Origin of the sequence: Pyruvatibacter sp. (assembly GCF_040219635.1) — a bacterium.
In the GTDB taxonomy this organism is placed as follows: domain Bacteria; phylum Pseudomonadota; class Alphaproteobacteria; order CGMCC-115125; family CGMCC-115125; genus Pyruvatibacter.
This window is the reverse complement of record NZ_JAVJSC010000009.1, coordinates 536,408-556,974: the sequence shown is the minus strand read 5'-3', so window position 1 is coordinate 556,974 and position 20,567 is coordinate 536,408. Positions and strand designations below refer to the sequence as shown.

23 protein-coding genes and 1 other RNA gene are annotated in these 20,567 nt (G+C 61.9%); 13 read left to right on the top strand and 11 right to left on the bottom strand.

Features of this window, described 5'->3' with window-relative positions:
* Nucleotides 1–5: 5 nt before the first annotated feature.
* From RIB87_RS14915 to tkt, 11 genes are all read right to left on the bottom strand, one after another.
* Entirely contained in the window at nt 6–1,022 is a 1,017-nt protein-coding gene (locus tag RIB87_RS14915) for a peptidoglycan -binding protein (RefSeq protein ID WP_350148095.1), read from the bottom strand.
* 3 nt (nt 1,023–1,025) lie between these two features.
* The gene (locus tag RIB87_RS14910) at nt 1,026–2,006 is read right to left on the bottom strand and encodes a flagellar motor protein MotA (RefSeq protein ID WP_350148093.1); all 981 of its coding nucleotides are present in this window, start codon (nt 2,004–2,006) and stop codon (nt 1,026–1,028) included.
* A gap of 136 nt (nt 2,007–2,142) precedes the next feature.
* Nucleotides 2,143–3,057, bottom strand: coding sequence for an OmpA family protein (locus RIB87_RS14905; RefSeq protein ID WP_350148091.1), 915 nt, complete (start codon nt 3,055–3,057; stop codon nt 2,143–2,145).
* A gap of 94 nt (nt 3,058–3,151) precedes the next feature.
* Nucleotides 3,152–3,955 (bottom strand): inositol monophosphatase family protein, encoded by an 804-nt coding sequence (locus RIB87_RS14900; RefSeq protein WP_350148089.1) that lies wholly within the window; start codon nt 3,953–3,955, stop codon nt 3,152–3,154.
* A gap of 14 nt (nt 3,956–3,969) precedes the next feature.
* Nucleotides 3,970–4,533: an elongation factor P gene (efp, locus tag RIB87_RS14895; RefSeq protein WP_350148234.1), complete on the bottom strand. Its 564-nt coding sequence runs from the start codon at nt 4,531–4,533 to the stop codon at nt 3,970–3,972.
* A gap of 103 nt (nt 4,534–4,636) precedes the next feature.
* A complete protein-coding gene (locus tag RIB87_RS14890; RefSeq protein WP_350148087.1) occupies nt 4,637–5,746 on the bottom strand; it encodes an SEL1-like repeat protein in 1,110 nt (369 codons plus the stop codon).
* Nucleotides 5,739–6,401 carry a thiamine phosphate synthase gene (gene thiE, locus RIB87_RS14885; RefSeq protein WP_350148085.1) on the bottom strand — a complete coding sequence of 221 codons (663 nt, stop codon included), beginning with the start codon at nt 6,399–6,401 and terminating at the stop codon, nt 5,739–5,741. Before thiE ends, RIB87_RS14890 begins: the two co-directional genes overlap by 8 nt.
* Before the next feature lie 13 nt (nt 6,402–6,414).
* Entirely contained in the window at nt 6,415–7,449 is a 1,035-nt protein-coding gene (locus tag RIB87_RS14880; RefSeq protein ID WP_350148083.1) for a class I fructose-bisphosphate aldolase, read from the bottom strand.
* Nucleotides 7,450–7,487: 38 nt separating this feature from the next.
* Nucleotides 7,488–8,714 (bottom strand): phosphoglycerate kinase, encoded by a 1,227-nt coding sequence (locus RIB87_RS14875; RefSeq protein WP_350148081.1) that lies wholly within the window; start codon nt 8,712–8,714, stop codon nt 7,488–7,490.
* 32 nt (nt 8,715–8,746) lie between these two features.
* On the bottom strand, nt 8,747–9,757 hold the full coding sequence (gene gap / locus RIB87_RS14870) for a type I glyceraldehyde-3-phosphate dehydrogenase (protein ID WP_350148079.1): 1,011 nt from the start codon (nt 9,755–9,757) through the stop codon (nt 8,747–8,749).
* 183 nt (nt 9,758–9,940) lie between these two features.
* Nucleotides 9,941–11,980: a transketolase gene (gene tkt / locus RIB87_RS14865; protein WP_502943265.1), complete on the bottom strand. Its 2,040-nt coding sequence runs from the start codon at nt 11,978–11,980 to the stop codon at nt 9,941–9,943.
* 373 nt (nt 11,981–12,353) lie between these two features.
* Between tkt and RIB87_RS14860 the strand changes: the two genes are divergently transcribed.
* The 13 genes from RIB87_RS14860 to tolA all read left to right on the top strand — a co-directional run bounded on the left by RIB87_RS14860 (nt 12,354) and on the right by tolA (nt 20,567).
* Nucleotides 12,354–12,617, top strand: a complete 264-nt coding sequence (locus RIB87_RS14860) for a DUF4164 family protein (protein ID WP_350148076.1) — start codon at nt 12,354–12,356, stop codon at nt 12,615–12,617.
* A 23-nt stretch (nt 12,618–12,640) separates the two neighbouring features.
* Nucleotides 12,641–13,000, top strand: a complete 360-nt coding sequence (locus RIB87_RS14855) for a cell division protein ZapA (protein ID WP_350148074.1) — start codon at nt 12,641–12,643, stop codon at nt 12,998–13,000.
* Between the two features lie 37 nt (nt 13,001–13,037).
* A non-coding RNA gene (ssrS, locus tag RIB87_RS14850) (6S RNA) lies at nt 13,038–13,195 on the top strand.
* Between the two features lie 18 nt (nt 13,196–13,213).
* Nucleotides 13,214–13,813 carry a 5-formyltetrahydrofolate cyclo-ligase gene (locus RIB87_RS14845; RefSeq protein ID WP_350148072.1) on the top strand — a complete coding sequence of 200 codons (600 nt, stop codon included), beginning with the start codon at nt 13,214–13,216 and terminating at the stop codon, nt 13,811–13,813.
* Nucleotides 13,814–13,820: 7 nt separating this feature from the next.
* On the top strand, nt 13,821–14,633 hold the full coding sequence (locus RIB87_RS14840) for a TIGR00282 family metallophosphoesterase (protein WP_350148070.1): 813 nt from the start codon (nt 13,821–13,823) through the stop codon (nt 14,631–14,633).
* 74 nt (nt 14,634–14,707) lie between these two features.
* The gene (locus RIB87_RS14835) at nt 14,708–15,454 is read left to right on the top strand and encodes a YebC/PmpR family DNA-binding transcriptional regulator (protein ID WP_350148068.1); all 747 of its coding nucleotides are present in this window, start codon (nt 14,708–14,710) and stop codon (nt 15,452–15,454) included.
* A gap of 34 nt (nt 15,455–15,488) precedes the next feature.
* Nucleotides 15,489–16,022, top strand: a complete 534-nt coding sequence (ruvC, locus tag RIB87_RS14830) for a crossover junction endodeoxyribonuclease RuvC (protein WP_350148066.1) — start codon at nt 15,489–15,491, stop codon at nt 16,020–16,022.
* Nucleotides 16,019–16,642: a Holliday junction branch migration protein RuvA gene (gene ruvA / locus RIB87_RS14825; protein ID WP_350148064.1), complete on the top strand. Its 624-nt coding sequence runs from the start codon at nt 16,019–16,021 to the stop codon at nt 16,640–16,642. The genes ruvC and ruvA overlap by 4 nt, the downstream gene beginning before the upstream one ends.
* A gap of 159 nt (nt 16,643–16,801) precedes the next feature.
* Nucleotides 16,802–17,836: a Holliday junction branch migration DNA helicase RuvB gene (gene ruvB, locus RIB87_RS14820; RefSeq protein WP_350148062.1), complete on the top strand. Its 1,035-nt coding sequence runs from the start codon at nt 16,802–16,804 to the stop codon at nt 17,834–17,836.
* Nucleotides 17,829–18,281 (top strand): tol-pal system-associated acyl-CoA thioesterase, encoded by a 453-nt coding sequence (gene ybgC / locus RIB87_RS14815; protein WP_350148059.1) that lies wholly within the window; start codon nt 17,829–17,831, stop codon nt 18,279–18,281. The genes ruvB and ybgC overlap by 8 nt, the downstream gene beginning before the upstream one ends.
* A 190-nt stretch (nt 18,282–18,471) precedes the next feature.
* The gene (tolQ, locus tag RIB87_RS14810) at nt 18,472–19,194 is read left to right on the top strand and encodes a protein TolQ (RefSeq protein ID WP_350148057.1); all 723 of its coding nucleotides are present in this window, start codon (nt 18,472–18,474) and stop codon (nt 19,192–19,194) included.
* 2 nt (nt 19,195–19,196) lie between these two features.
* Nucleotides 19,197–19,697, top strand: coding sequence for a protein TolR (gene tolR / locus RIB87_RS14805; protein ID WP_350148055.1), 501 nt, complete (start codon nt 19,197–19,199; stop codon nt 19,695–19,697).
* Nucleotides 19,698–19,706: 9 nt separating this feature from the next.
* The gene (gene tolA / locus RIB87_RS14800) at nt 19,707–20,567 is read left to right on the top strand and encodes a cell envelope integrity protein TolA (RefSeq protein ID WP_350148053.1); all 861 of its coding nucleotides are present in this window, start codon (nt 19,707–19,709) and stop codon (nt 20,565–20,567) included.

The following is a 20,567-nucleotide window of genomic DNA, read 5'->3' as shown; positions in this document are numbered from 1 at the left end:
GCGCGCTAGCGTTCCGTCAGCTTGAACTCGATGCGGCGGTTGCGGCGCAGGTCTTCTGCGGTTGCGCCTGCGGCCAGCGGCTGAAACTCGCCAAAGCCTGCGGCGAGCAGGCGATTGGGCGGCACGCCCTGCGCTGTGAGATAGCGCACCACGGAGATGGCGCGGCCGGCGGACAGGTGCCAGTTGGAGGGAAACTCCGGCGTGGAGATGGGTTGCGAATCCGAGTGTCCGTCAATGCGCAGCACCCAGTTGATATCGTCGGGCACGTCGCCTGCTATTTCGCGGATAGCAGTGGCCATTTTGTCGAGTTCGGTCTGGCCTGCGGGGTTGAGGTCGGCGGAGCCTGATTCAAAAAACACTTCCGATTGGAACACAAAGCGGTCACCGACAATCTGAATGTCGTCGCGGTCGCCAAGTGCTGTGCGCAGGCGGCCAAAAAACTCTGATCGGGCGCGGGCAAGCTCCTGCACTTTTTGCGCAAGCGCCGAGTTGAGGCGGCGACCAAGGTCTGCAATCTGCGCCTGACTGTCCTTGTCCTTTGCCTCGGCAGCTTCAAGGGCTGCTTCAAGGCTGGCAAGCTGCTGGCGCAGCGCGGCCAGTTGCTGGTTGAACAGCTCGACCTGTGCCTGTGCCTCGGCCGTCAGTTGTTCCTGTTCGGTGAGTTGTGTGCGCAGGGCCTGATTTTCCTCGCCGCCGGATTGCGCGTCCGCCAGTAGTCGTGCAAGGCGCGTGCGTTCTTCTTCGGCGTCTGCAAGGGATGCGCTCAGACCGGCCAGCGTGCTTTCAAGGTCTGCGGTGCGCGACTGTTCCAGCGCCAGCAGATCCGTCAACTGGCTGATCTGGGCGCGCATGTTGTCCAGCACCGTGTCTTTGCCGGTGATCGCCTGGCTTAGATAAAACTGCGCCAGCATGAAGATCGACAGCAGAAAGATGATGACCAGCAACAGCGTGGCCATGGCATCCACGAAGCCGGGCCAGTAGTCGGCCTGGCCCTGCCGTATGCGGCGGGAGGCAAGCGCCATGGGTCAGCTCCTGTCGCGGGCTGCGAGTTTGGCAATCTGCTCAAGGACCGGCTTGAGGTCAGCCTGATTGCTGGCCACCTGATTGAGCAACTGGCTCTCCGCGCGTATCTGGTCGGAGAGAATTGTCAGCCGTTCCGTGAGCGCCATGAGCGATGCGGTGGTGGCTGAGCGTTCGCCCGACGAGCCGCCCATGTCGCGGCGCAGATCATCCAGCCGTTTTGCCAGTTCGCTCAGCAACGGATTGTCGGTGTCGGCGGAGGCGTCCAGCCGGGTGACGGTGGAGAGCCATTCTTCAAGTTCGTTGTAAAAGCGGTTTTGCGCCTGACTGGCCTGCAGGTCCAAAAACCCGACAATCAGCGAGCCGCCCAGACCCAGAAGCGACGATGAAAATGCCGTGCCCATGCCCGTCAATGGCGCTTCAAGTCCGGTGCGCAGGTCTTCAAACACATCCTCCCCGGTGCCGCCTGCGGGCGACAGTGTGCGGATGGTGTCGGCGATGGAGGACACGGTTTCAAGCAGGCCCCAGAAGGTGCCCAGAAGGCCGAGGAATATCAGCAGGCCGATCATGTAGCGGGAGATATCGCGGGCTTCATCGAGGCGTGAGGCGATCGAATCAAGGATTGAGCGCATGGCGGGCGGTGATATGGCGACGCGGCCCTTGCGCTCGCCCAGCAACGTGGCCATGGGGGCCAGCAGGCGCGGCGGTGGCGGCAGCGTCAGACCGGGGTCAGCGCGGCGGAACGCATTGACCCAGCGGATTTCAGGGCCAAGCACCAGCACCTGCCGAAATGTGTAAAGCACACCCAGCAGCAGCACGCCTGCAATCAGGCCGTTGAGCACCACGTTGGCAAAGAACGCCTGCGCAAGCTGTGGCCACAGCACCACCAGCACCAGACCCACGATGACCAGAAAGGTGAGCATTCGCGAGATGTGGCGGCTGGGCTGGGTGAGGCTCAGGGTGTCAGTTGTTGCGGCTCGTGCCATCGGGGCGTCTCCTCAGCGCGGGCAGGGGCGGACGGGGCGGGTAGGGCAGAAGGGCAAAATCCTGGCGGCGCAATAGGGCTAAACTGTGGACCTGTGCAGTATGCCAGAACCAGATGAGGACAGGGTTAAGCTGACCCTAGCTGCCGGAATAGGCGACGTCCACGCGGTCCGCGGCACCTGTATCGGTCACGCCGCCCAGTGCGCGCACGTCGATGCGGCGGCTGTCGATGCCAAGGTCAATGAGGTAGGCGCGCACCGCAAGGCCGCGCTTGAGCGACAGGCGGCGGGCATCGCTGGTTTTGTCGCCCGGCGTACCGCCATAGGCCTTGAGCTCGATGCGGCGCGGATCGTAGCGCAGGCTCTCGGCGATGCCATCAAGCTGACCACGTGCGGGGCCAATAATGGCGGCGGCCTCCGGGTCAAAAACGACGCTGAGGATGGCAGGTTCAGGCTCGGCCAGTGTCGGCGCCGCGGGGTCGGTCAGGGCTGCGACCTGCGTTTCGACGGGGTCAGGTTCTGGTGCCGCCGCGGCCTCCTCAATAACCGGCACGGGGACTGGTGCGGGTTGTTGTGCTGGTTCTGCCGCGGGCGCGGGCGCCGGTTCTGCTGGTTCGCGCGGCGGCGGTGGCGCTGCAGCTTCAACGGGCTTGGGCTTGGATGCTGGTTCTGCCTCAACCACAACGGCAGGAACCGGAGCAGGATCACGAGCAGGATCAGTGGCAGGATCAGTGGCAGGCAGTGCGGGCTGTGGGTCCGGTGCGGCGGCAACCGGCGTACTGGTGGCCGGTGGGGTGGGCCGTGGCGTCGGTGCGGGCACGTTGGGGTAGCGCAGTTGCGGCACCTGCCGGGTGGCGGTGCTGGCACCGGGATATTTGAGGATCAGGCGCGGCTCGCTGGATGTTGCCCCTGATCCGGGGCGCAGGCCCAGCGCATCAAGGTTGACTTCCACATCATTGGCCAGCGTCTGGGCGCTCGCCACCGTCGGCAGGCATATGAGGGCTGCGGCGACGGCCAAGGGGGCAACGAATGCCAGTTTGCGATGCTTGGTCATGCCGGGTGCAACGTCCGCGCTTGGGAAAAGTTAACCAGGAAAAAAGACTACAAAAGGGGTTAGCCGCTTGTGCGCTGTACGTAAAGCCTTGGCGCTAGTCAGCGCGGGCAGCTTTTTTCAGCATGTCCTGCAATTGTGGCAGCAAATCCGCGTTGGCAGCAATGACGCCTTTGCCTTCGAGCAGGCGGTCGCCGCCGGACATGTCGGTCACAAAGCCACCTGCTTCGCGCACCATTACAATGCCTGCTGCTACATCCCAGGGCTGAAGCCCGTGTTCCCAATAGCCATCGAAACGCCCTGCGGCGACCCAGGCGAGATCCAGCGAGGCGGCGCCAAAACGGCGGATGCCAGCGACTTGCGGCATGATGTGGCTGAGTTCTTTTGCAAAGGTTTCATGCGGTCCGATGCCCAGAAACGGAATGCCGGTCGCAAACACGGCATCGCTCAGCTTTGAGCGCGCCGCAACGCGCAAACGACGGTCGTTGAGATAGGCACCCTGGCCCTTTTCGGCGACAAACAGATCATCCGTCACCGGATTATAAATAACGCCGTTGACCAGTTGTCCGTCGCGCTCAAGGGCGATGGAAATGGCGAAATGCGGCATCCCGTGCAGGAAGTTGGTGGTGCCGTCGAGGGGGTCAATGATCCAGCGGTGGCTTTTGTCGGGGCCTTCGACGGTGCCGGATTCTTCCATGACAAAACCGTAGCCAGGGCGGGCGGCAGCCAGTTCCTCGTGGATGATTTTTTCTGCTCGCAGGTCGGCGGCGGTTACAAAGTCACCGGGGCCCTTGCGCGATACCTGAAGGTTTTCAACCTCGCCGAAGTCGCGGGCAAGTTTTCGGGCCGCCTTGCGGGCAGCGCCAACCATCACATTGATAACCGGGGACTTGAGAGCCATTGTGTCGGACCAGCCTAGTCAGCGCGCTTGATGTAGGTGATCTCGGTGGTGTCCACCACAATGCGCTCACCAACCGTCACGAAGGGTGGCACCATGGTGCGGACGCCGTTTTCAAGCACGGCGGGCTTGTAGGATGAGGCTGCCGTCTGGCCCTTGATGGTAGGCTCGGTGTCGGTGATTTCGAGTATCACCTGTTCGGGCAGGTTGATGCCGATGGGCTTTTCTTCCCACAGCTCCAGCGTCACGGCCATGCCCTCCTGAAGGAACGCGGCGCGGTCGCCGACGAACTCACGGGCCAGCTCAATCTGCTCGTAGGTTTCGGTGTCCATGAAGGTCAGCATGTCGCCCGATTCAAACAGAAACTGAAAATCCTTGGTGTCCACGCGCACTTTCTCGACGGACTCTGACGAACGAAAGCGCTCGTTGAGCTTGGTGTTGTCGATCAGGTTTTTGAGTTCCACCTGCGCATAGGCCCCACCCTTGCCCGGCTTCACGCTTTGCACTTTTACCGCAGCCCACAGGCCGCCCTTGTGCTCAATGACATTGCCGGGGCGGATTTCGTTTCCGTTGATCTTCATAGGTGTGCGCTTTCGCAGGGTTTGTGTGTGTGCGGAGCCTGACATGCACCAGCCGTGCCCTATACGCAAGGGCCAGACGCAAGGGCAACCGGGCTATGGATAATTATTGGCTGGCGCGTTGCTCAAGCCATGTGGCTGCGCGGGCGTCGCCGAGGCTGCGTTGGTCGGCCTCAAGGAACTTGTCGAAGCGGGCATCAAGTTCGGCGTCTTCAAAGCCTGCGCGGGTAGCCAGCGAATGCCATTTCCAGGCTTCCGCCAGGTCTGCGTCCACGCCACGGCCCATCACATAGAGGCGGGCGAGGCGGTTTTGCGCGATCAGATGGCCCTGCTCGGCGGCTCTTGCGTAGAGATCTGCAGCCTTGGCTGCATCCTGCGGCACGCCAAGGCCCTGATAGGTAAGGTAGGCCAGACCGGCCTGTGCGTCGGCAATGCCTGCTTGCGCGGCGGCCGCAAACCAGCGCGCGGCACTTTCGTTGTCCACCGGCTGGTCCAGGCCCTGTGCTGCGGCAAGGCCCAGATTGTATTGCGCGTCGGGGTGGCCCTGCGCTGCTGCCTGCTCGAACCAGGGTCTGGCGGCGGCGTAGTCCGGCGTGCCGCCTGACAGCAAGCCAGCTGCGTGGAGCGCACCCAGATTGAACTGGGCGATGGGGTTGCCTGCCTGTGCAGCTTCGCGGAACCAGCGTGCGGCTTCAACGCGGTTGGGCACCGTGCCGATGCCTTGTGTGTAGCGCAGGCCGGTTTCGATTTGTGCCGGGACGGAGCCTGCCGTGGCGGCTACCAGATAAAGCCGGGTGGCTTCTGCTGTGCGGGCATCGCTATCTGTCGGGTCCATGCCCGGCGGGGTGAGGGTGCCGTCTGCGGTGACGGCGGCCAGCGCGTAGGCGCCTGACGGGTCACCATTGGAGGCTGCTGCGCGCAACCAGCGCCCGGCCTGTGGCAGATCCACGCCAATGCCGTCACCGCCTTCAAGGTATATCTGACCAAGAAGGGCCTGCGCGGCGGGGTCGCCTGCTTCGGCGGCAGGACGCAAAAAGGCTGCGGCGCGGGACACGTTGTTTTGTTTGATCGCCTCCACCGCCTGCGCCACTTCGGGTGATACGGTTTTGACAGACGGGTCTGTGCCCTGCGCAAATGATGCAGGCACGGCGGCGAATGCGAGGCTTGCAGCAAGTGTAAGGCTGGCAAGACGTGGACGGGTACGAAAACTAGGCATCGGTTTCCAATAGGTTGAGCGGCGTTGCAGCAATCACGTCGTTGAGTGCTGCAACAGCGCCTCCCGGCCCCCCGGCCTTGTCGGGATGCGACCATACGCCGGACGAGACCGCAAGAAAATCCGCGCCCGCCGCCACCAGCGGGGCCGCGTTTTGCGGCGTGATGCCGCCAATGGCAACGCAGGGCACTTCAAACAACCGCTGCCACCATGACAGGATTTCAGGCCGGGCGCGGGTGCTGGCTTGTTTTGTCGTGGTGTCAAAAAACGCGCCAAACGCCACATAGTCCGCGCCCTGTTCACCGGCCTGCATGGCAAGGTGGCGGCTGTCATGGCAGGTGACGCCGATGATCGCGTCCGGCCCCAGCAGCGTGCGGGCGTCGTCATACGACATATCCTGCTGGCCTATATGCACGCCGTCGGCCCCGACCTTGAGGGCAATATCGGGTCGGTCATTGATCAATACCGCCACGTTGTAGTGGTGGGCGATGGGGATGAGGGCGTTGGCGGCCTCGATGATGGTCTGATCGTCCACATCCTTGAGGCGAAGCTGCACGCACGCCACATCGCCGCCTTTGAGGGCTTGCTCGAACACGCGCGAAAACGCCGCCACGTCGTCGAGACGCGGCGGCGTGATGAGATAGACCCGGCAGGGCATGCGGTGCGGTGCTTTAGGCAGCCTCTTGCTCCACCTGATCGGTCCAGTTGCCGGTGGCCGCCAGCGAGTTCATGCGGGCGCGGTGCAGGAACGCCGCCTGACCGGCAGACCAGTTGTTGTTGTCGCCGCCCCATGCCTTTTGCGGCGCAGCCTGCAATGCACGGCCATAGGAGAACGACAGATTCCAGGGCAGGTCGTAGGCTGCGTTCATGGCATTGAGGTGCGCGGTGGCGTCTGTGTCGGACTGGCCGCCGGACAGGAACACGATGCCGGGCACCGCCGATGGCACGCACTCCTTGAGCAGCTTCACGGTCTTTTCCGCGACCTCTGCGACGCTGGCCTGCTTTGTGCATTTCTTGCCGGCAATCGCCATATTGGGCTTCAGCACGGTGCCTTCGAGGTCAACGCCTGCAAAGTAAAGCTGCTGAAACAGCTCCTTGAGCGCCCATTTGGTGACGTTGTAGCAGGTGTCGATGTCGTGATCGCCGTCCATCAGCACTTCGGGTTCAACAATGGGCACAATGCCCTGCTCCTGCGCCAGCGCTGCATAGCGGGCCAGCGCATGGGCGTTGGCGTGAATGCAGTTGTGCGACGGCATGGAACGGTTGCCGCCCTCGCCAATTTCAATGACAGCGCGCCACTTGGAAAAACGGGCACCCAGGTCGTGATATTCGGCAAAGCGCTCACGCAGGCCGTCGAGACCTTCCGTCACTTTTTCACTTGAATTGAGGGCCAGCGGCTTTGCGCCTGCGTCCACCTTGATGCCGGGGATCGAGCCCGCGGCCTTGATGATGTCCACCAGCGGGGTGCCGTCCTGGGCGGTCTGGCGAATGGTTTCGTCAAACAGAATGACACCGGAAATGTACTCGCGCATGGCTTCGTCGGTGCGAAACAGCATTTCGCGGTAATCGCGGCGCGTGGTTTGGGTTGATTCCGTATTGATCGCGTCAAAGCGCTTCTTGATGGTGCCGGAGCTTTCGTCGGCGGCCAGAATGCCTTTGCCGCGTGCGACCATGCGCTGGGCAATGTCGTGAAGTGTTTCGGTCATTTGATATCCCCAATACGAAAAAATCGGTCGAGTATGGTTCAGGCGGCTTTTGCCGTTGTGCCGAGTGCCGCAACGCCGGGCAGGGTTTTTCCTTCAAGCCATTCAAGGAAAGCACCGCCTGCGGTGGACACATAGGAAAAATCGTCGGCAGCGCCTGCGTTGTTGAGAGCGGCAACCGTATCGCCCCCGCCTGCGACGGAATTGAGCTGGCCCATTTTCGTCAGCATCGCCACGTGGCGGGCGGCGGCGTTGGTGCCGTTATCGAACGGCGCAATTTCAAACGCGCCCAGCGGGCCATTCCAGACAACCGTTTTGGCGGCTTCAAAGCGCGCGGCCAGATCAGCGATGGTGTCGGAGCCGACGTCGAGAATCATGTGGCCGTCGGGCACCGCATTGGCAGGCACGGTTTTGCATGGGGCCATGGCCTTGAACTCCCGCGCCACCACAACGTCGCGCGGCAGAAGCACTTCGCAGCCTGCGGCTTTGGCTTTGGCCAGAATGTCGCGCGCGGTGTCGCCAAGGTCGTGCTCGCACAGGGAGGCTTTGACGTCGATGCCTTGTGCCGCCAAAAACGTGTTGGCCATGCCGCCGCCGATGACGAGATAATCCACGCGCTCAACAAGATTACCCAGCAGGTCCAGCTTGGTGGAAATCTTGGCACCGCCGACGATGGCCACCACCGGCTTTTCGGGCTTTGCAAGCGCCCCTTCAAGGGCTGTGAGTTCGGCTTCCATGGCGCGGCCTGCATAGGCGGGCAGGCGGTGGGCAAGAGCTTCCGTCGAGGCATGGGCACGATGTGCGGATGAGAAAGCATCGTTGACGTAGATGTCGCCCAAAGCTGCCAGCGCATCCGCGAAGGCGGCATCGTTTTTGGTTTCGCCCTTGTGGAAGCGGGTGTTTTCCAGCAGCACGATGCTGCCGGGTTTTGCCGAGGCAATCACGGATGATGCAGCGTCACCGATGCAGTCGTCGGCAAACGCAACATCAAGGCCGGTTTCATCAGCCACGGCTTTGGCAACGGGCTTGAGTGAAAACGCGGGATTGCGCTCGCCTTTGGGGCGACCAAAGTGCGACAGCAGGACAACAATGGCCCCCTTGCCGGTCAGCTCGCGGATGGTGGGGACGATGCGCTCAATGCGGGTTGCATCGCCTACCACGCCATCGTTCAGCGGAACGTTCAGGTCAGCGCGCATCAGTACGCGTTTGCCCGACACATCAGCGCCCGCAAAAAGGTCGTCCAGGGTCTTGAACGATTTTTTACTCATCAGGCGCTCCTGTGATTTGTCCTGTGAGGCGATTAGCGCAGCTTTGACATGGCGACGGCTGTGTCAGCCATGCGGTTGGCAAAGCCCCATTCGTTGTCATACCAGGACAGCACGCGCGCCATCTTGCCCTCGATGACCTGGGTCTGGGTCAGGTCAAAGGTGGAGGATGCCGGGGTATGGTTGAAATCCATCGACACCAGCGGGCGGTCGTTGACCGCGAGAATGCCCTTGAGCGGCTTGGTACGTGCAGCCGCCTTCATGGCGTCGTTGATGGCCTCAACGGACAGCGCCTTTTTGGCGGTGAACACAAGATCAATCATCGAGACATTGGGTGTGGGCACGCGCACTGCCGTGCCATCCAGCTTGCCGGCGAGCTTTGGCAGCACAAGGCCAACGGCTTTTGCCGCGCCTGTTGATGTGGGAATGATATTGGCTGCGGCCGCGCGGGCGCGGTGCAGGTCTGAGTGCAGTGTGTCCAGGGTCGGCTGGTCGCCGGTGTAGGCGTGAACCGTGGTCATGTAGCCGCGCTCAATGCCGAATGTGTCGTCCAGCACCTTGGCGACGGGGGCCAGGCAGTTGGTGGTGCACGAGGCGTTGGACACAACCGTATGCGACTTTTTCAGCGCCTCATTGTTGACGCCGTAAACCACCGTAAGGTCTGCGCCTGACGCGGGAGCTGACACCAGCACGCGTTTGGCACCGGCCCTGAGATGGGCGGAGGCTTTTTCCTTCGAGGCAAAGATGCCGGTGCATTCAAGGGCGATGTCAACGCCCAGTTCGCCCCACGGCAGGTCTGCCGGGTTGCGCTCGGCGGTGACTTTGATCTTGTGGCCGTCAACGGTGATCGAGTCTTTGGTGTTGGAGACCTTGGCAGGGAACCGGCCATGCACGGTGTCATATTGCAGCAGGTGCGCATTGGCTTCGGCCGAGCCCAGATCGTTGATGGCCACAACCTGAATGTCCTTGCGGCCGGATTCGATGATGCCGCGCAATGCCAGACGGCCAATGCGTCCAAACCCGTTGATTGCCACTTTCACAGCCATGTCTCATCACCCTTTTGAAATGCGTCTGTCGCCCAAAGCGCCGCGCTGAAAAAGCATGTGCGGCCCGCGTTTGGCGTGGGTATAGCGAAACCTGATTGGGGATGGAAGGCGGCCAAACAGGGAATCCGCCCTGCATTTGTGTGCGGGGTGACTTTTTAAGGCTCAAATACGCAGCAAGTGCACCTAGAGCCGCTCGCGAACTGCCTGTGCCACAGCATCAGACGTAATGCCGAACTGCTCATACAGCGTCTTGTAGGGGCCGCTGGCACCAAAGCCGGTCATGCCGACAAAGCCGCCTTTGATACCAACATATTTGGTCCAGCCCATCTCGACGCCTGCTTCGATGGCAATGCGCACGGTCTTGCGGCGCAGAACGTCGTCGCGATAGCCCTCCGGCTGCTCATCGAACAGTTCCTGGCAGGGCATGGACACAACGCGTGTGGGAATACCCTCTGCCTGCAATGTCTTGCGGGCGGCAATGGCAATGCCGATTTCAGAGCCGGTGGCAATCAACGTGGCCTTTGCCTCGCCGTCGGCGGGCACAAGTTCGTAGCCGCCCCTGGCCGACAGGTTTTCGTCGGTGTGTTTGGTGCGGGCGGTTACAAGGTTCTGACGGGTGAGCGCAATGATGCTGGGGCGGTCGGTGGCCTTGAGGGCCAGTTCCCACGCTTCGGCGGTTTCGATGGCATCCGCCGGGCGGAAGACATTGACGTTGGGCATGGCGCGCAGGGCGGCCAGATGCTCCACCGGCTGGTGGGTGGGTCCGTCTTCGCCCAGACCAATCGAATCATGGCTGAACACGTAAATTGCACGGCGCTGCATCAACGCGGCGAGGCGAATGGACGGACGGCAATAATCAGAGAACACCAAAAACGTGCCGCCATAGGGAATAAGGCCCTTGTGCAGCGCCATGCCGTTCATGGCAGCGGCCATGCCGTGTTCGCGGATGCCGTAATGGATATAGCTGCCGGCAAAATCATCCGCCGTCACAGGTTTTTGTGATTTGGCGCGGGTGTTGTTCGAGCCGGTCAGGTCAGCTGAGCCGCCGACAAGCTCAGGCACGACGTCTGCAAGTGTGTTCAATACGTTTTCAGATGCCTTGCGGGTGGCGACTTCTTTTTTCTCGTCGCTGAACTGGCGTTTGAGTTTGTTGATCTCAGCGTGCAGCGCATTGGGCGGTGAGCCCATCTGGGTGCGTTCAAACTCGGCGCGGGTGGCTTCGGGTGTGTCTTCAAGGCGCTTTTGCCATGCGGCCCTATCCTTGGCGGCCCGCAGGCCTGCCACGCGCCAGCCGTCCAGCACGCTGGCAGGAATCTCGAACGGTGCACTGGTCCAGCCAAGTGCCTTGCGGGTGCCGGCAATTTCGTCGTCGCCCAGCGGTGCGCCGTGCGATCCGGCGGTGCCTTCCTTGGTGGGAGCGCCAAAGCCGATTTTGGTCCGGCAGGCAATCATGGAGGGTTTGTTGGTGGTTTTGGCATGGGCGATGGCTGAGGCAATCGCGGCGGGGTCGTGACCGTCAATGCGGGTTGCGTCCCAGCCCGCCGCTTCAAAGCGGGCAATCTGGTCGCCGGATTCTGACAGATCGAGCGAGCCATCAATGGTGATGCCGTTGTCGTCGAACAGCACAATGAGGCGGGACAACTTCAGGTGACCCGCCAGCGAAATCGCTTCGTGGCTGATCCCTTCCATCAGGTCGCCGTCGGACGCGATCACGTAGGTGTAATGATCCACAAGATCATCGCCGTAGCGGGCATTGAGCATACGTTCAGCCAGCGCCATGCCGACGGAGGATGAAATGCCCTGCCCCAGCGGGCCGGTGGTCATTTCAACGCCCGGTGTATGGTCCACTTCCGGGTGGCCCGGCGTCAGAGAGCCGATCTGACGGAAGTTCCTGATCTGGTCGATGGTCATGTCTTCGTAGCCCAGAAGGTGCAGCAGGGCATATTGCAGCATCGAGCCATGACCGGCGGAGAGCACGAACCGGTCGCGGTCAGCCCAGGTGGGGTCCTGCGGGCAGAACTTCATGAACTTCGTGAACAGCACGGTGGCAACGTCCGCCATGCCCATGGGCATTCCGGGGTGGCCGGAATTGGCGGCCTGCACGGCATCCATGGCCAGCGCGCGGATGGCGTTGGCCATCATGGCGTGCTCTGTGCCTGCGGCGGGGTATGCTGCTGCGGTGTCCGCGTCAGTTGATGCGGCGGCGCTGTTTGCTGGTGTCATGGGTTGGTTGCCTTTAGTGCCGCGTCCGCCCTGTCAGCGGGTGTCGCGGCTGCCTCTTGGTTAAGTAGCTGAAACGCGGTCGTGCGCCGCTCACGGTTGTTATGGCTGGCTCGCGCCGCCGGATATTCATTTGGGCCGATTCGGGGTCGCGGTGTGAGAAAAACCTCCACAACTAAAAAATCCCGGCCTGTCGATTTCGGGCGGGAGAATGACGACGTGCCCTTGCAACGTCAACACGCCCGTGGCACGCGGGTGTAGGCAATTTTGCGGGCGTTGACCGGTGCTTGGTGCGATGCCTACTTTATGTCACGAACCTGTTGCATATTCGCCGCGGCAGTCCGGTCGCCAATCCGAATGAAAGTAATCACACCATATGAGCAAGCTTGAGTCAGCAATGGAGCGGTTTTCAGCCGCGCTCGACCAGCTTGAGGCGGGTATTAACCGGCGCGGCATCAAATCGCAGAATGCCTCAACGGCTGAACGGGAGTTGAGCGCGCTGCGCGATGACAGGTCGCGGCTGGCCAATGAGCTGGACAAGGTGAAAGCCCATGCGCGCCAGCTTGATGAAACGGCGGGCGACGTATCGCAACGGCTGGATGAGGCCATTGCCGGCATACGTGCCGTGCTGGAGCCATAGAAAGGCCGAGTGAAGGAACGCCGATGGCACAGGTCACCGTCAAGATAAACGGACGCACATACACACTCGCCTGTGATGATGGCGAGGAAGAGCATCTGGAAGGGCTGGCCGCTTATCTGGACAAGCATGTGACCAACCTTGCGCAGGGTGTGGGGCAGGTGGGCGACCAGCGGCTGATGCTGATGGCGGGGCTTCTGGTTGCCGATGAACTGTCCGAGGCGTTGGGCGAGGTCAAAACCCTGAAAGATGAGGTTGCTTCGCTCAAGGATGCGCGGGCGGGCGTGGCGTCCAAGAGTCAGGACGCTGAAAATCAGGTGGCTGAAGTGCTGGAAGCGGCCGCCCGCCGCCTTGAAGATATTGCCGGGCGGCTTGAGGCACCCTAGGTTCATCACCATCTGTGCTTGACTACTACGACATATGAAGGGGCTGCCTGGTGCGCCAGGAGCCACACTGCTCGGGGCCTTACGGTCTCCTAGGGAGCTGTCCCTGTCTGGGCTCGAGGGCCCTAACATCACGGCGCCCACCTACATCTGTAGGTTCCCGGGGATTTCTGCTCCAGCGGCCAAGGCGGCTCCGCTTCATCCGGTCTCTTTCACATGACAACGCCCACGCCTTTCGGGGCATCCAAATCAAAGGTGCGCGCGCAGGCTGCGCAGACGCGGCGCAAAGCGGCACTGCGGCTGGGCGATGCGGCTGGCGCGATGATCGCGCAGCGGCTGCTGGCAGGCGTGCCGGTGCGCAATCACGAAACGGTGGCAGGCTATTGGCCGATCCGCAGTGAGGCAGACCCGTTGCCCGCCATGCTGGCGCTGGCGCTGCGGGGGCACACGCTGGCTTTGCCGCAGGTTACGGGTGGTGGTCAGCCGTTGGCCTTTCGCCGGTGGGAGCCTGGCGCGCCGCTGGTGCCGGGTGCCTTTGGCATTCCCGAACCTTCGCTAAGCGCTGCTTTGGTGACACCCACGCTGGTGCTGGTGCCGGGGTTGTTGTTTGACCGCACCGGCGGGCGGCTTGGCTATGGTGGCGGGTTTTATGACCGCACCATTGAGGCGTTACGCATTGGCGCAAATGTGACCGTTGTCGGCATTGGCTATGACGCCCAGCTTGGTGACGCCCTTGACCGGGAACCACATGACGCGCCAATGAACTGGATTGTGACGGAGCGGCGCGTGGTCCGCGCCGCGACCAGGGTTAAGTGAGCAAAACATGCGGTTGTTGTTTTTAGGTGATGTCGTGGGCCGGTCTGGGCGTGACGCTGTTGTGGCGGCGCTGCCTGATCTGCGGGCTGACCTTGATCTGGATTTCGTGGTGGTCAACGGCGAGAACGCCGCAGGCGGCTTTGGCATCACCGAGAAGATCACCACTGAACTGCTGGATGCAGGCGCGGATGTTATTTCCGGCGGCAATCATTCTTGGGATCAGCGTGAGGCGCTGGTGTTCATTGAACGCGAGCACCGTTTGCTGCGGCCTGCCAACTTTCCCGCTGGGACACCGGGGCGCGGTGCCGGGCTGTTTGAAGCGCGTGGCGGGCGACGTGTGCTGCTGGTGAATGTGATGGGGCGAGTGTTCATGGATCCGCTGGATGACCCGTTCGCTGCCGTGGAACGAGAACTGACCGCAGCGCCCATGGGCGATGTGGCGGATGCGGTGATCGTGGATATTCACGCCGAGGCCACGTCTGAAAAAATGGCCATGGGGCATTTTTGCGACGGGCGGGCGTCGCTCGTTGTGGGCACCCACAGCCACATTCCAACAGCAGACGCGCAGGTGCTGCCTGGCGGCACCGCCTACCAGACGGATGCTGGCATGTGCGGCGACTATGACAGCGTGATTGGTATGCAGAAGGAAGAGCCGCTCAACCGGTTTACCCGCAAGATCTCCAGCGGGCGGTTTGCGCCTGCCGAGGGGGAGGCGACGGTCTGTGGCGTGTTCGTGGAAACGGATGACGCGAGCGGGCTGGCAAGCCGCGTCGAGCCGGTACGGCTGGGCGGGCGGCTGAAGCAAAGCATGATCGGCTAGCCATCACCGGGCACAATTCTCTATAAAGCCCGAAATCACCTCGTCGCAGTCGATAATCCGGAGCGCTTGAGCTTATGGCCGGCCACTCACAATTCAAGAATATCATGCACCGCAAGGGTGCACAGGACGCCAAACGCTCGAAGGTATTTGCCAAACTGGCGCGTGAAATAACCGTGGCCGCAAAGCTCGGCCTGCCGGACCCTGCCATGAACCCGCGCCTGCGCGGCGCCATTCAGGCGGCGCGGGCGGAAAACATGCCCAAGGACAATATCGACCGCGCCATCAAGAAGAGCCAGGCGGGCGACGACGATAACTACGAAAATGTCCGCTATGAGGGGTTTGGTCCCGGCGGTATCGGCATCATCGTTGAGGCGCTGACCGACAACCGCAACCGCTCGGCCAGTGAAATCCGCTCGGCGTTTTCAAAAAACGGCGGCAATCTGGGCGAAACAGGCTCGGTGTCGTTCATGTTCGATCAGGTGGGGCGTATCGAATATCCGGCTGATGCGGCCGACGCCGAGGCGATGTTTGAAGCGGCTATTGAGGCGGGGGCTGACGATGTCACGTCTGGCGAAGATGGCCACGAAATAATCACCGCTGCCGACAGCCTCAATGAAGTGGCGACGGCACTGGAAGAAAAGCTGGGCGAACCGCGCAAATCCGCGCTTATCTGGAAGCCGCAGAACCTGATTGAAGTGGACGGCGACGCCGCCTCGACGCTGCTCAAATTGCTGGATGCGCTGGACGACAATGATGATGTCCAGCAAACCTATGCAAACTTCGAGCTATCCGATTCGGTTCTGGAAAGCCTGACGGCCTAGGCGCGTTCATGTGCCGGACCTGAGGGCAGGGCGCATGACACTTTCAACAGCTACCCACACCCGCAGACTGCTGGGGCTCGATCCGGGGCTTACAGCAACCGGCTGGGGCATTGTGGATGTCACAGGCTCGCGGCTGGTGCATGTGGCCAACGGCACGGTCACGTCGAAGGCGTCTCATGCCCTGTCGGACCGTCTGGCCGCTATTCACACGGGGCTCGTTACAATCATCGCTGACCACGCACCGCACGAAGCGGCCATTGAAAGTGTTTTTGTCAGCCGCGACGGGCAGGCGACACTGAAACTGGGTCAGGCGCGCGGTGTTGCCATTCTGGCGGCGGCGCAGGCCGGACTAAGTGTGGCAGAGTATGCCCCCAATCATATCAAGAAATCAGTTGTTGGCGCGGGGCACGCGGACAAGCGGCAGATGCTGGCCATGGTGACAATGCTGCTGCCGACATGTGATCCGCATTCGGAGCATTCGGTGGATGCGCTGGCAGTGGCGATCACCCATGCGCATGGTTCTGCCGGTGCGGCACGCATTGAAGCAGCGCTGGAGGGCGGCGCATGATCGGCAAGCTCAAAGGCGTTGTGGATGAAACCGGCCTCGACTGGGCGCTGATTGATGTGGGCGGCGTCTGCTACCACGCATCATGCTCTGCCAATACGTTGCGGCAGATTGGCGGGCCGGGCGATGCCGCCGTGCTTTTTATTGAAACCTATGTGCGCGAAGACCAGTTGCGGTTGTTTGGTTTTGCAACCGAGGCTGAGCGCGAATGGTTCAGGCTATTGCTCAGTGTACAGAGGGTTGGCGCCAAGGCGGCGCTGGCCATCCTGTCGGTGCTGGATGCAGCAGCGCTTGCCCGCGCGATTGCGTTCAAGGATGCCAAGGCGATTGCGACGGCCCAGGGTGTCGGCCCCAAGGTGGGTGAGCGCATTGTCGCGGAGCTGAAAGACAAGGTGCCTGCGTCGCTTGCTGTGGCTGGTAAGGATACGGATGCAGGCGCTGGCACTGCTCAGTCCGGTGCGGCACCACACAGAGCTGAAGCAGACGCCATCTCGGCGCTGGTCAATCTGGGCTATGCTCAGGCACAGGCGGCGCAGGCGGTATCGCGGGCGGCGGCGAAGTCGGATGATGAGCAAACCGCCGAACAACTTATTCGCGTAGGACTAAAGGAACTGGCCGGGTGAAAAACCAAAGCACAGTCACCCTCCCCTTGAGGGGGAGGGTCCGGCGCGGCAGCGGCGGGGGTGGGGTGACAGCGCTGATGCTTTCTTTGGCGCGACGTCACACCCCCCACCCCCAACCCCTCCCCGCGAGGGGGAGGGGAGTAAAGTCTGGAACGTTCAATGTCTGATCGCGTGGTTCATGCAGATTTCAGCGCAGAAGATGAAGCGGATCAGGGCATCCGGCCAACTGCGCTGGATGCGTTTGTTGGGCAGGTGCGCGCCAAGGAGAATCTGAGCGTCTTCATTCAGGCGGCGCGGTCGCGCAATGAAGCGATGGATCACGTGCTGTTGTCGGGTCCGCCGGGGCTTGGCAAGACCACCATGGCGCAGATCGTATCACGCGAGTTGGGTGTCAATTTCAGGTCCACGTCGGGACCGGTGATTGCGAAGGCGGGTGATCTGGCGGCGCTGCTGACAAACCTTGAGCCGCGCGATGTGCTGTTCATCGATGAAATCCACCGGCTGTCGCCTGCGGTTGAGGAAATACTCTATCCGGCGATGGAAGACTTTGAGCTTGATCTCATCATCGGAGAAGGGCCTGCGGCACGTTCGGTGAAAATTGATCTGGCACCGTTCACACTGGTTGGGGCCACTACGCGATCCGGCCTGCTGACCACGCCACTGCGCGACCGGTTTGGCATTCCGGTACGGCTTGAGTTTTATTCCGACGCAGAGCTTGAACAGATTGTGCAGCGCGCGGCTGTCATTCTGGGTGCGCCGCTTACGGCAGATGGCGCGGGCGAGATCGCCCGGCGGTCGCGCGGCACGCCGCGCGTGGCGGGGCGGCTTTTGCGCCGCGTGCGCGATTTTGCATCTGTGGCCGGGGCGGCGGAAATTGATGCCGGAGTGGCTGACCGGGCGCTGGACCGGCTGGAGGTGGACGGGCGCGGGCTGGACAGTCTGGATCATCGTTATCTGCGCACGATCGCGCTCAAGTTTGGGGGCGGGCCTGTGGGGGTGGAGACCATTGCCGCTGCGCTGTCTGAAGCGCGCGATGCGATTGAGGAAATGATCGAGCCGTATTTGATCCAGCAGGGGTTTGTGCAACGCACGCCGCGCGGGCGGCTGCTGACGGGGGCGTCGTTTGAGCACCTGGGATTGACGATCCCTGCATCGTTTGAAGGCGTGCAGACACGGCTTTTTGAAGATGAGTGACGCGCTTGGACCTGCGGGCACGCTCCACGCTGACGGCACGCATGTGATGCCGCTGCGGGTCTATTACGAAGATACGGATGCGTCGGGCATTGTGTATCACGCCAACTATCTGCGCTTCATTGAGCGCGGGCGCACGGACGTTTTGCGCTGTGCGGGGCTGGATCATCGCCGCATGATGGACGCGGACGATTCGACCGCCTTTGCGGTGCGTCAGATGACGATCAGGTTCATGGCGCCCGCGCGGCTGGATGATGCTTTGGAGGTCCGCACGGTGTTTAGCCAGGTCAAAGGCGCGCGCATTGTGGCATCCCAGTCTGTTTGGCGGGGTGAAACGCAGCTTTTTGCCGCCGACGTGGAAGTGGCAGTGCTGGACGAGAAGGGCCGCGCCCGGCGGATACCGGCATTTGTGCGCGAGGCGCTTGCCCCTTATGTTGGTGCTTCGTAACACCCCTGACGCAACCCCGGTTCCGGCACATCATTTCTCGCGGTCTCCCGCCCATAGTTTCGACACAAAAACACCGATAACAGTCGCGCTGGCAGCAAGCCTGTCATCAAGCGTGTCTATCTGGTGTTTGGCGATTGCCGCAGCTTCCCGCCGGGCTGCCATGCTCTTTAGGACTTAGGACATTTCGACGATGGAGCCTGATCTCATCACCAACGCGGCAGCACATGCAGCCAACACGGATTTTTCGTTGTTCAGTCTGTTCCTGCGCGCCGATATCGTTGTGAAGGCCGTGATGATCGGCCTTATTCTTGCGTCCGTTTGGACGTGGGCGATCATATTTGAAAAGTGGGGCCGGTTCCGCTCGGTCAACAAGAAGGCTGAAAAGTTCGAGCAGGTGTTCTGGTCGGGCCAGTCACTGGAAGACATTTATCAGAACATGGGCCACCGGCCCGACCACCCCATGTCCACGCTGTTTGTGGCGGCCATGCGCGAGTGGCGGCGGTCGGCGGAAATCGGCACACGGGCGATATTTGGTTTGCAGGAGCGCATCGACCGGGTGATGACAGTCTCCATCGCGCGTGAAACAGCACGACTTGAGCGCGGGCTTTTGTTTCTGGCAACGGTGGGTGCAACCGCCCCGTTTATTGGTCTGTTCGGCACGGTGTGGGGCATCATGAATGCGTTTCAGGCCATTGCCGTAACGCGCGATACCAACCTGGCCGTTGTGGCTCCGGGCATTGCCGAAGCGCTGTTTGCCACCGGCCTTGGCCTGCTGGCGGCTATCCCTGCGGTGATTGCCTACAACGCGTTTTCAACGTCGCTTAACCGCTATGCCACCCGGCTGGACGGATTTGCGGATGAGTTTTCAGCAATCCTGTCGCGGCAGATTGATGAAACCCGCGAGGGCAACTAGCCATGGGCGCTGGTTCAATGAAAACCGAAAGCTCCGGAGGCGGCGGGTCGCGTCGTCGCGGGCGGCGCACCCGCGCGCCGATGAGCGAAATCAACGTTACGCCGTTCGTGGATGTGATGCTGGTGCTGCTGATTGTGTTCATGGTGGCAGCCCCGCTGCTGACCGTCGGTGTACCGATTGATCTGCCGGAAACAAGTTCCAAGCCGCTCAAGGGTGACGACGAACCGTTGACCGTGACGGTGAATGCGGACGGGCAGATCTTTTTGCAGGAAACACCCGTCGAGGTGACCGAGCTGTCGGCGCGTCTGCTGGCCATTGCGCAGGGCGGCTACGAAGAGCGCGTGTATGTGCGTGGCGACCGCACAGTTGATTATGGCGCCATCATGAATGTGATGGGCACGTTGTCGGCGGCGGGCTTCAGGCGCATCGGTATGGTGACGGAACAAGGCGGGCCTGATGCCAGCCCGTCAGGTGCTGGCCGCTCACCGGCGAGCGAAAGGTAACTGCCTGATATGCGCGGCGGTGTCCTCTTCTCCGTCCTGCTGCACCTGGCAATCGTTGTGGTTGCCGTGGTGGGCCTTCCCGCGCCGAAACTTGAGCAACTTGAGATAGCCCAGCCGTTGCCGATCGAGATCATCGAGATCGACGAATATACCCGCATCACCCGCGCGCCGGAACCTGAAGCAGAGCCTGCGCCGCCCGCGCCGGAGCCGGAGCCGGAGCCGCAGGAGGCACCTGAGCCTGAGCCCCAGCCCGTGGCCGAGCCGACACCGCCCGCTGACCCAACGCCCCCACCTCCCACACCGGAGCCTGAACCCGCGCCGACACCGGAGCCTGATCCAGAGCCTGAGCCGGAAGAAATTGTGAATGTGGCACCACCCACGCCGCCCGCTCCCAAGGTGCGGCCGACACCCCCGGCGCCGCGTCAGCCTGAGCGTCCGGCGTTTGACCCTGGTCGCATTGCAGCGTTGCTCGACAAGATGCCGGAGGAGCGCAAACCCCAGCCGACACCTGCGCCCAGCCCGCAGGTGCCGGATCAATCGCGGGTTGGCGCACAGACGTCCCTGAGCATTTCGGAAGTTGATGCACTTCGGCAACAGATCAGCGCGTGTTGGTCTCCGCCTGTGGGTGCCACAAATGCGGCGGATTTGATTGTTTCACTCAACATATGGCTAAACCCGGACGGGTCGCTGGCCCGTGCGCCTGAAATTGCGCGTGGCGGGTTTGCGCTCTCATCCTTTCAGCGTGCTGCACAGGATGCGGCATTGCGGGCGGTACGCAGGTGCGCGCCATACCGGATGCCGGTGAACAAATATGCGTCGTGGCGCGAAATCGAAGTCCGGTTTGATCCAAGCCAGATGTTCGGGCGCTAG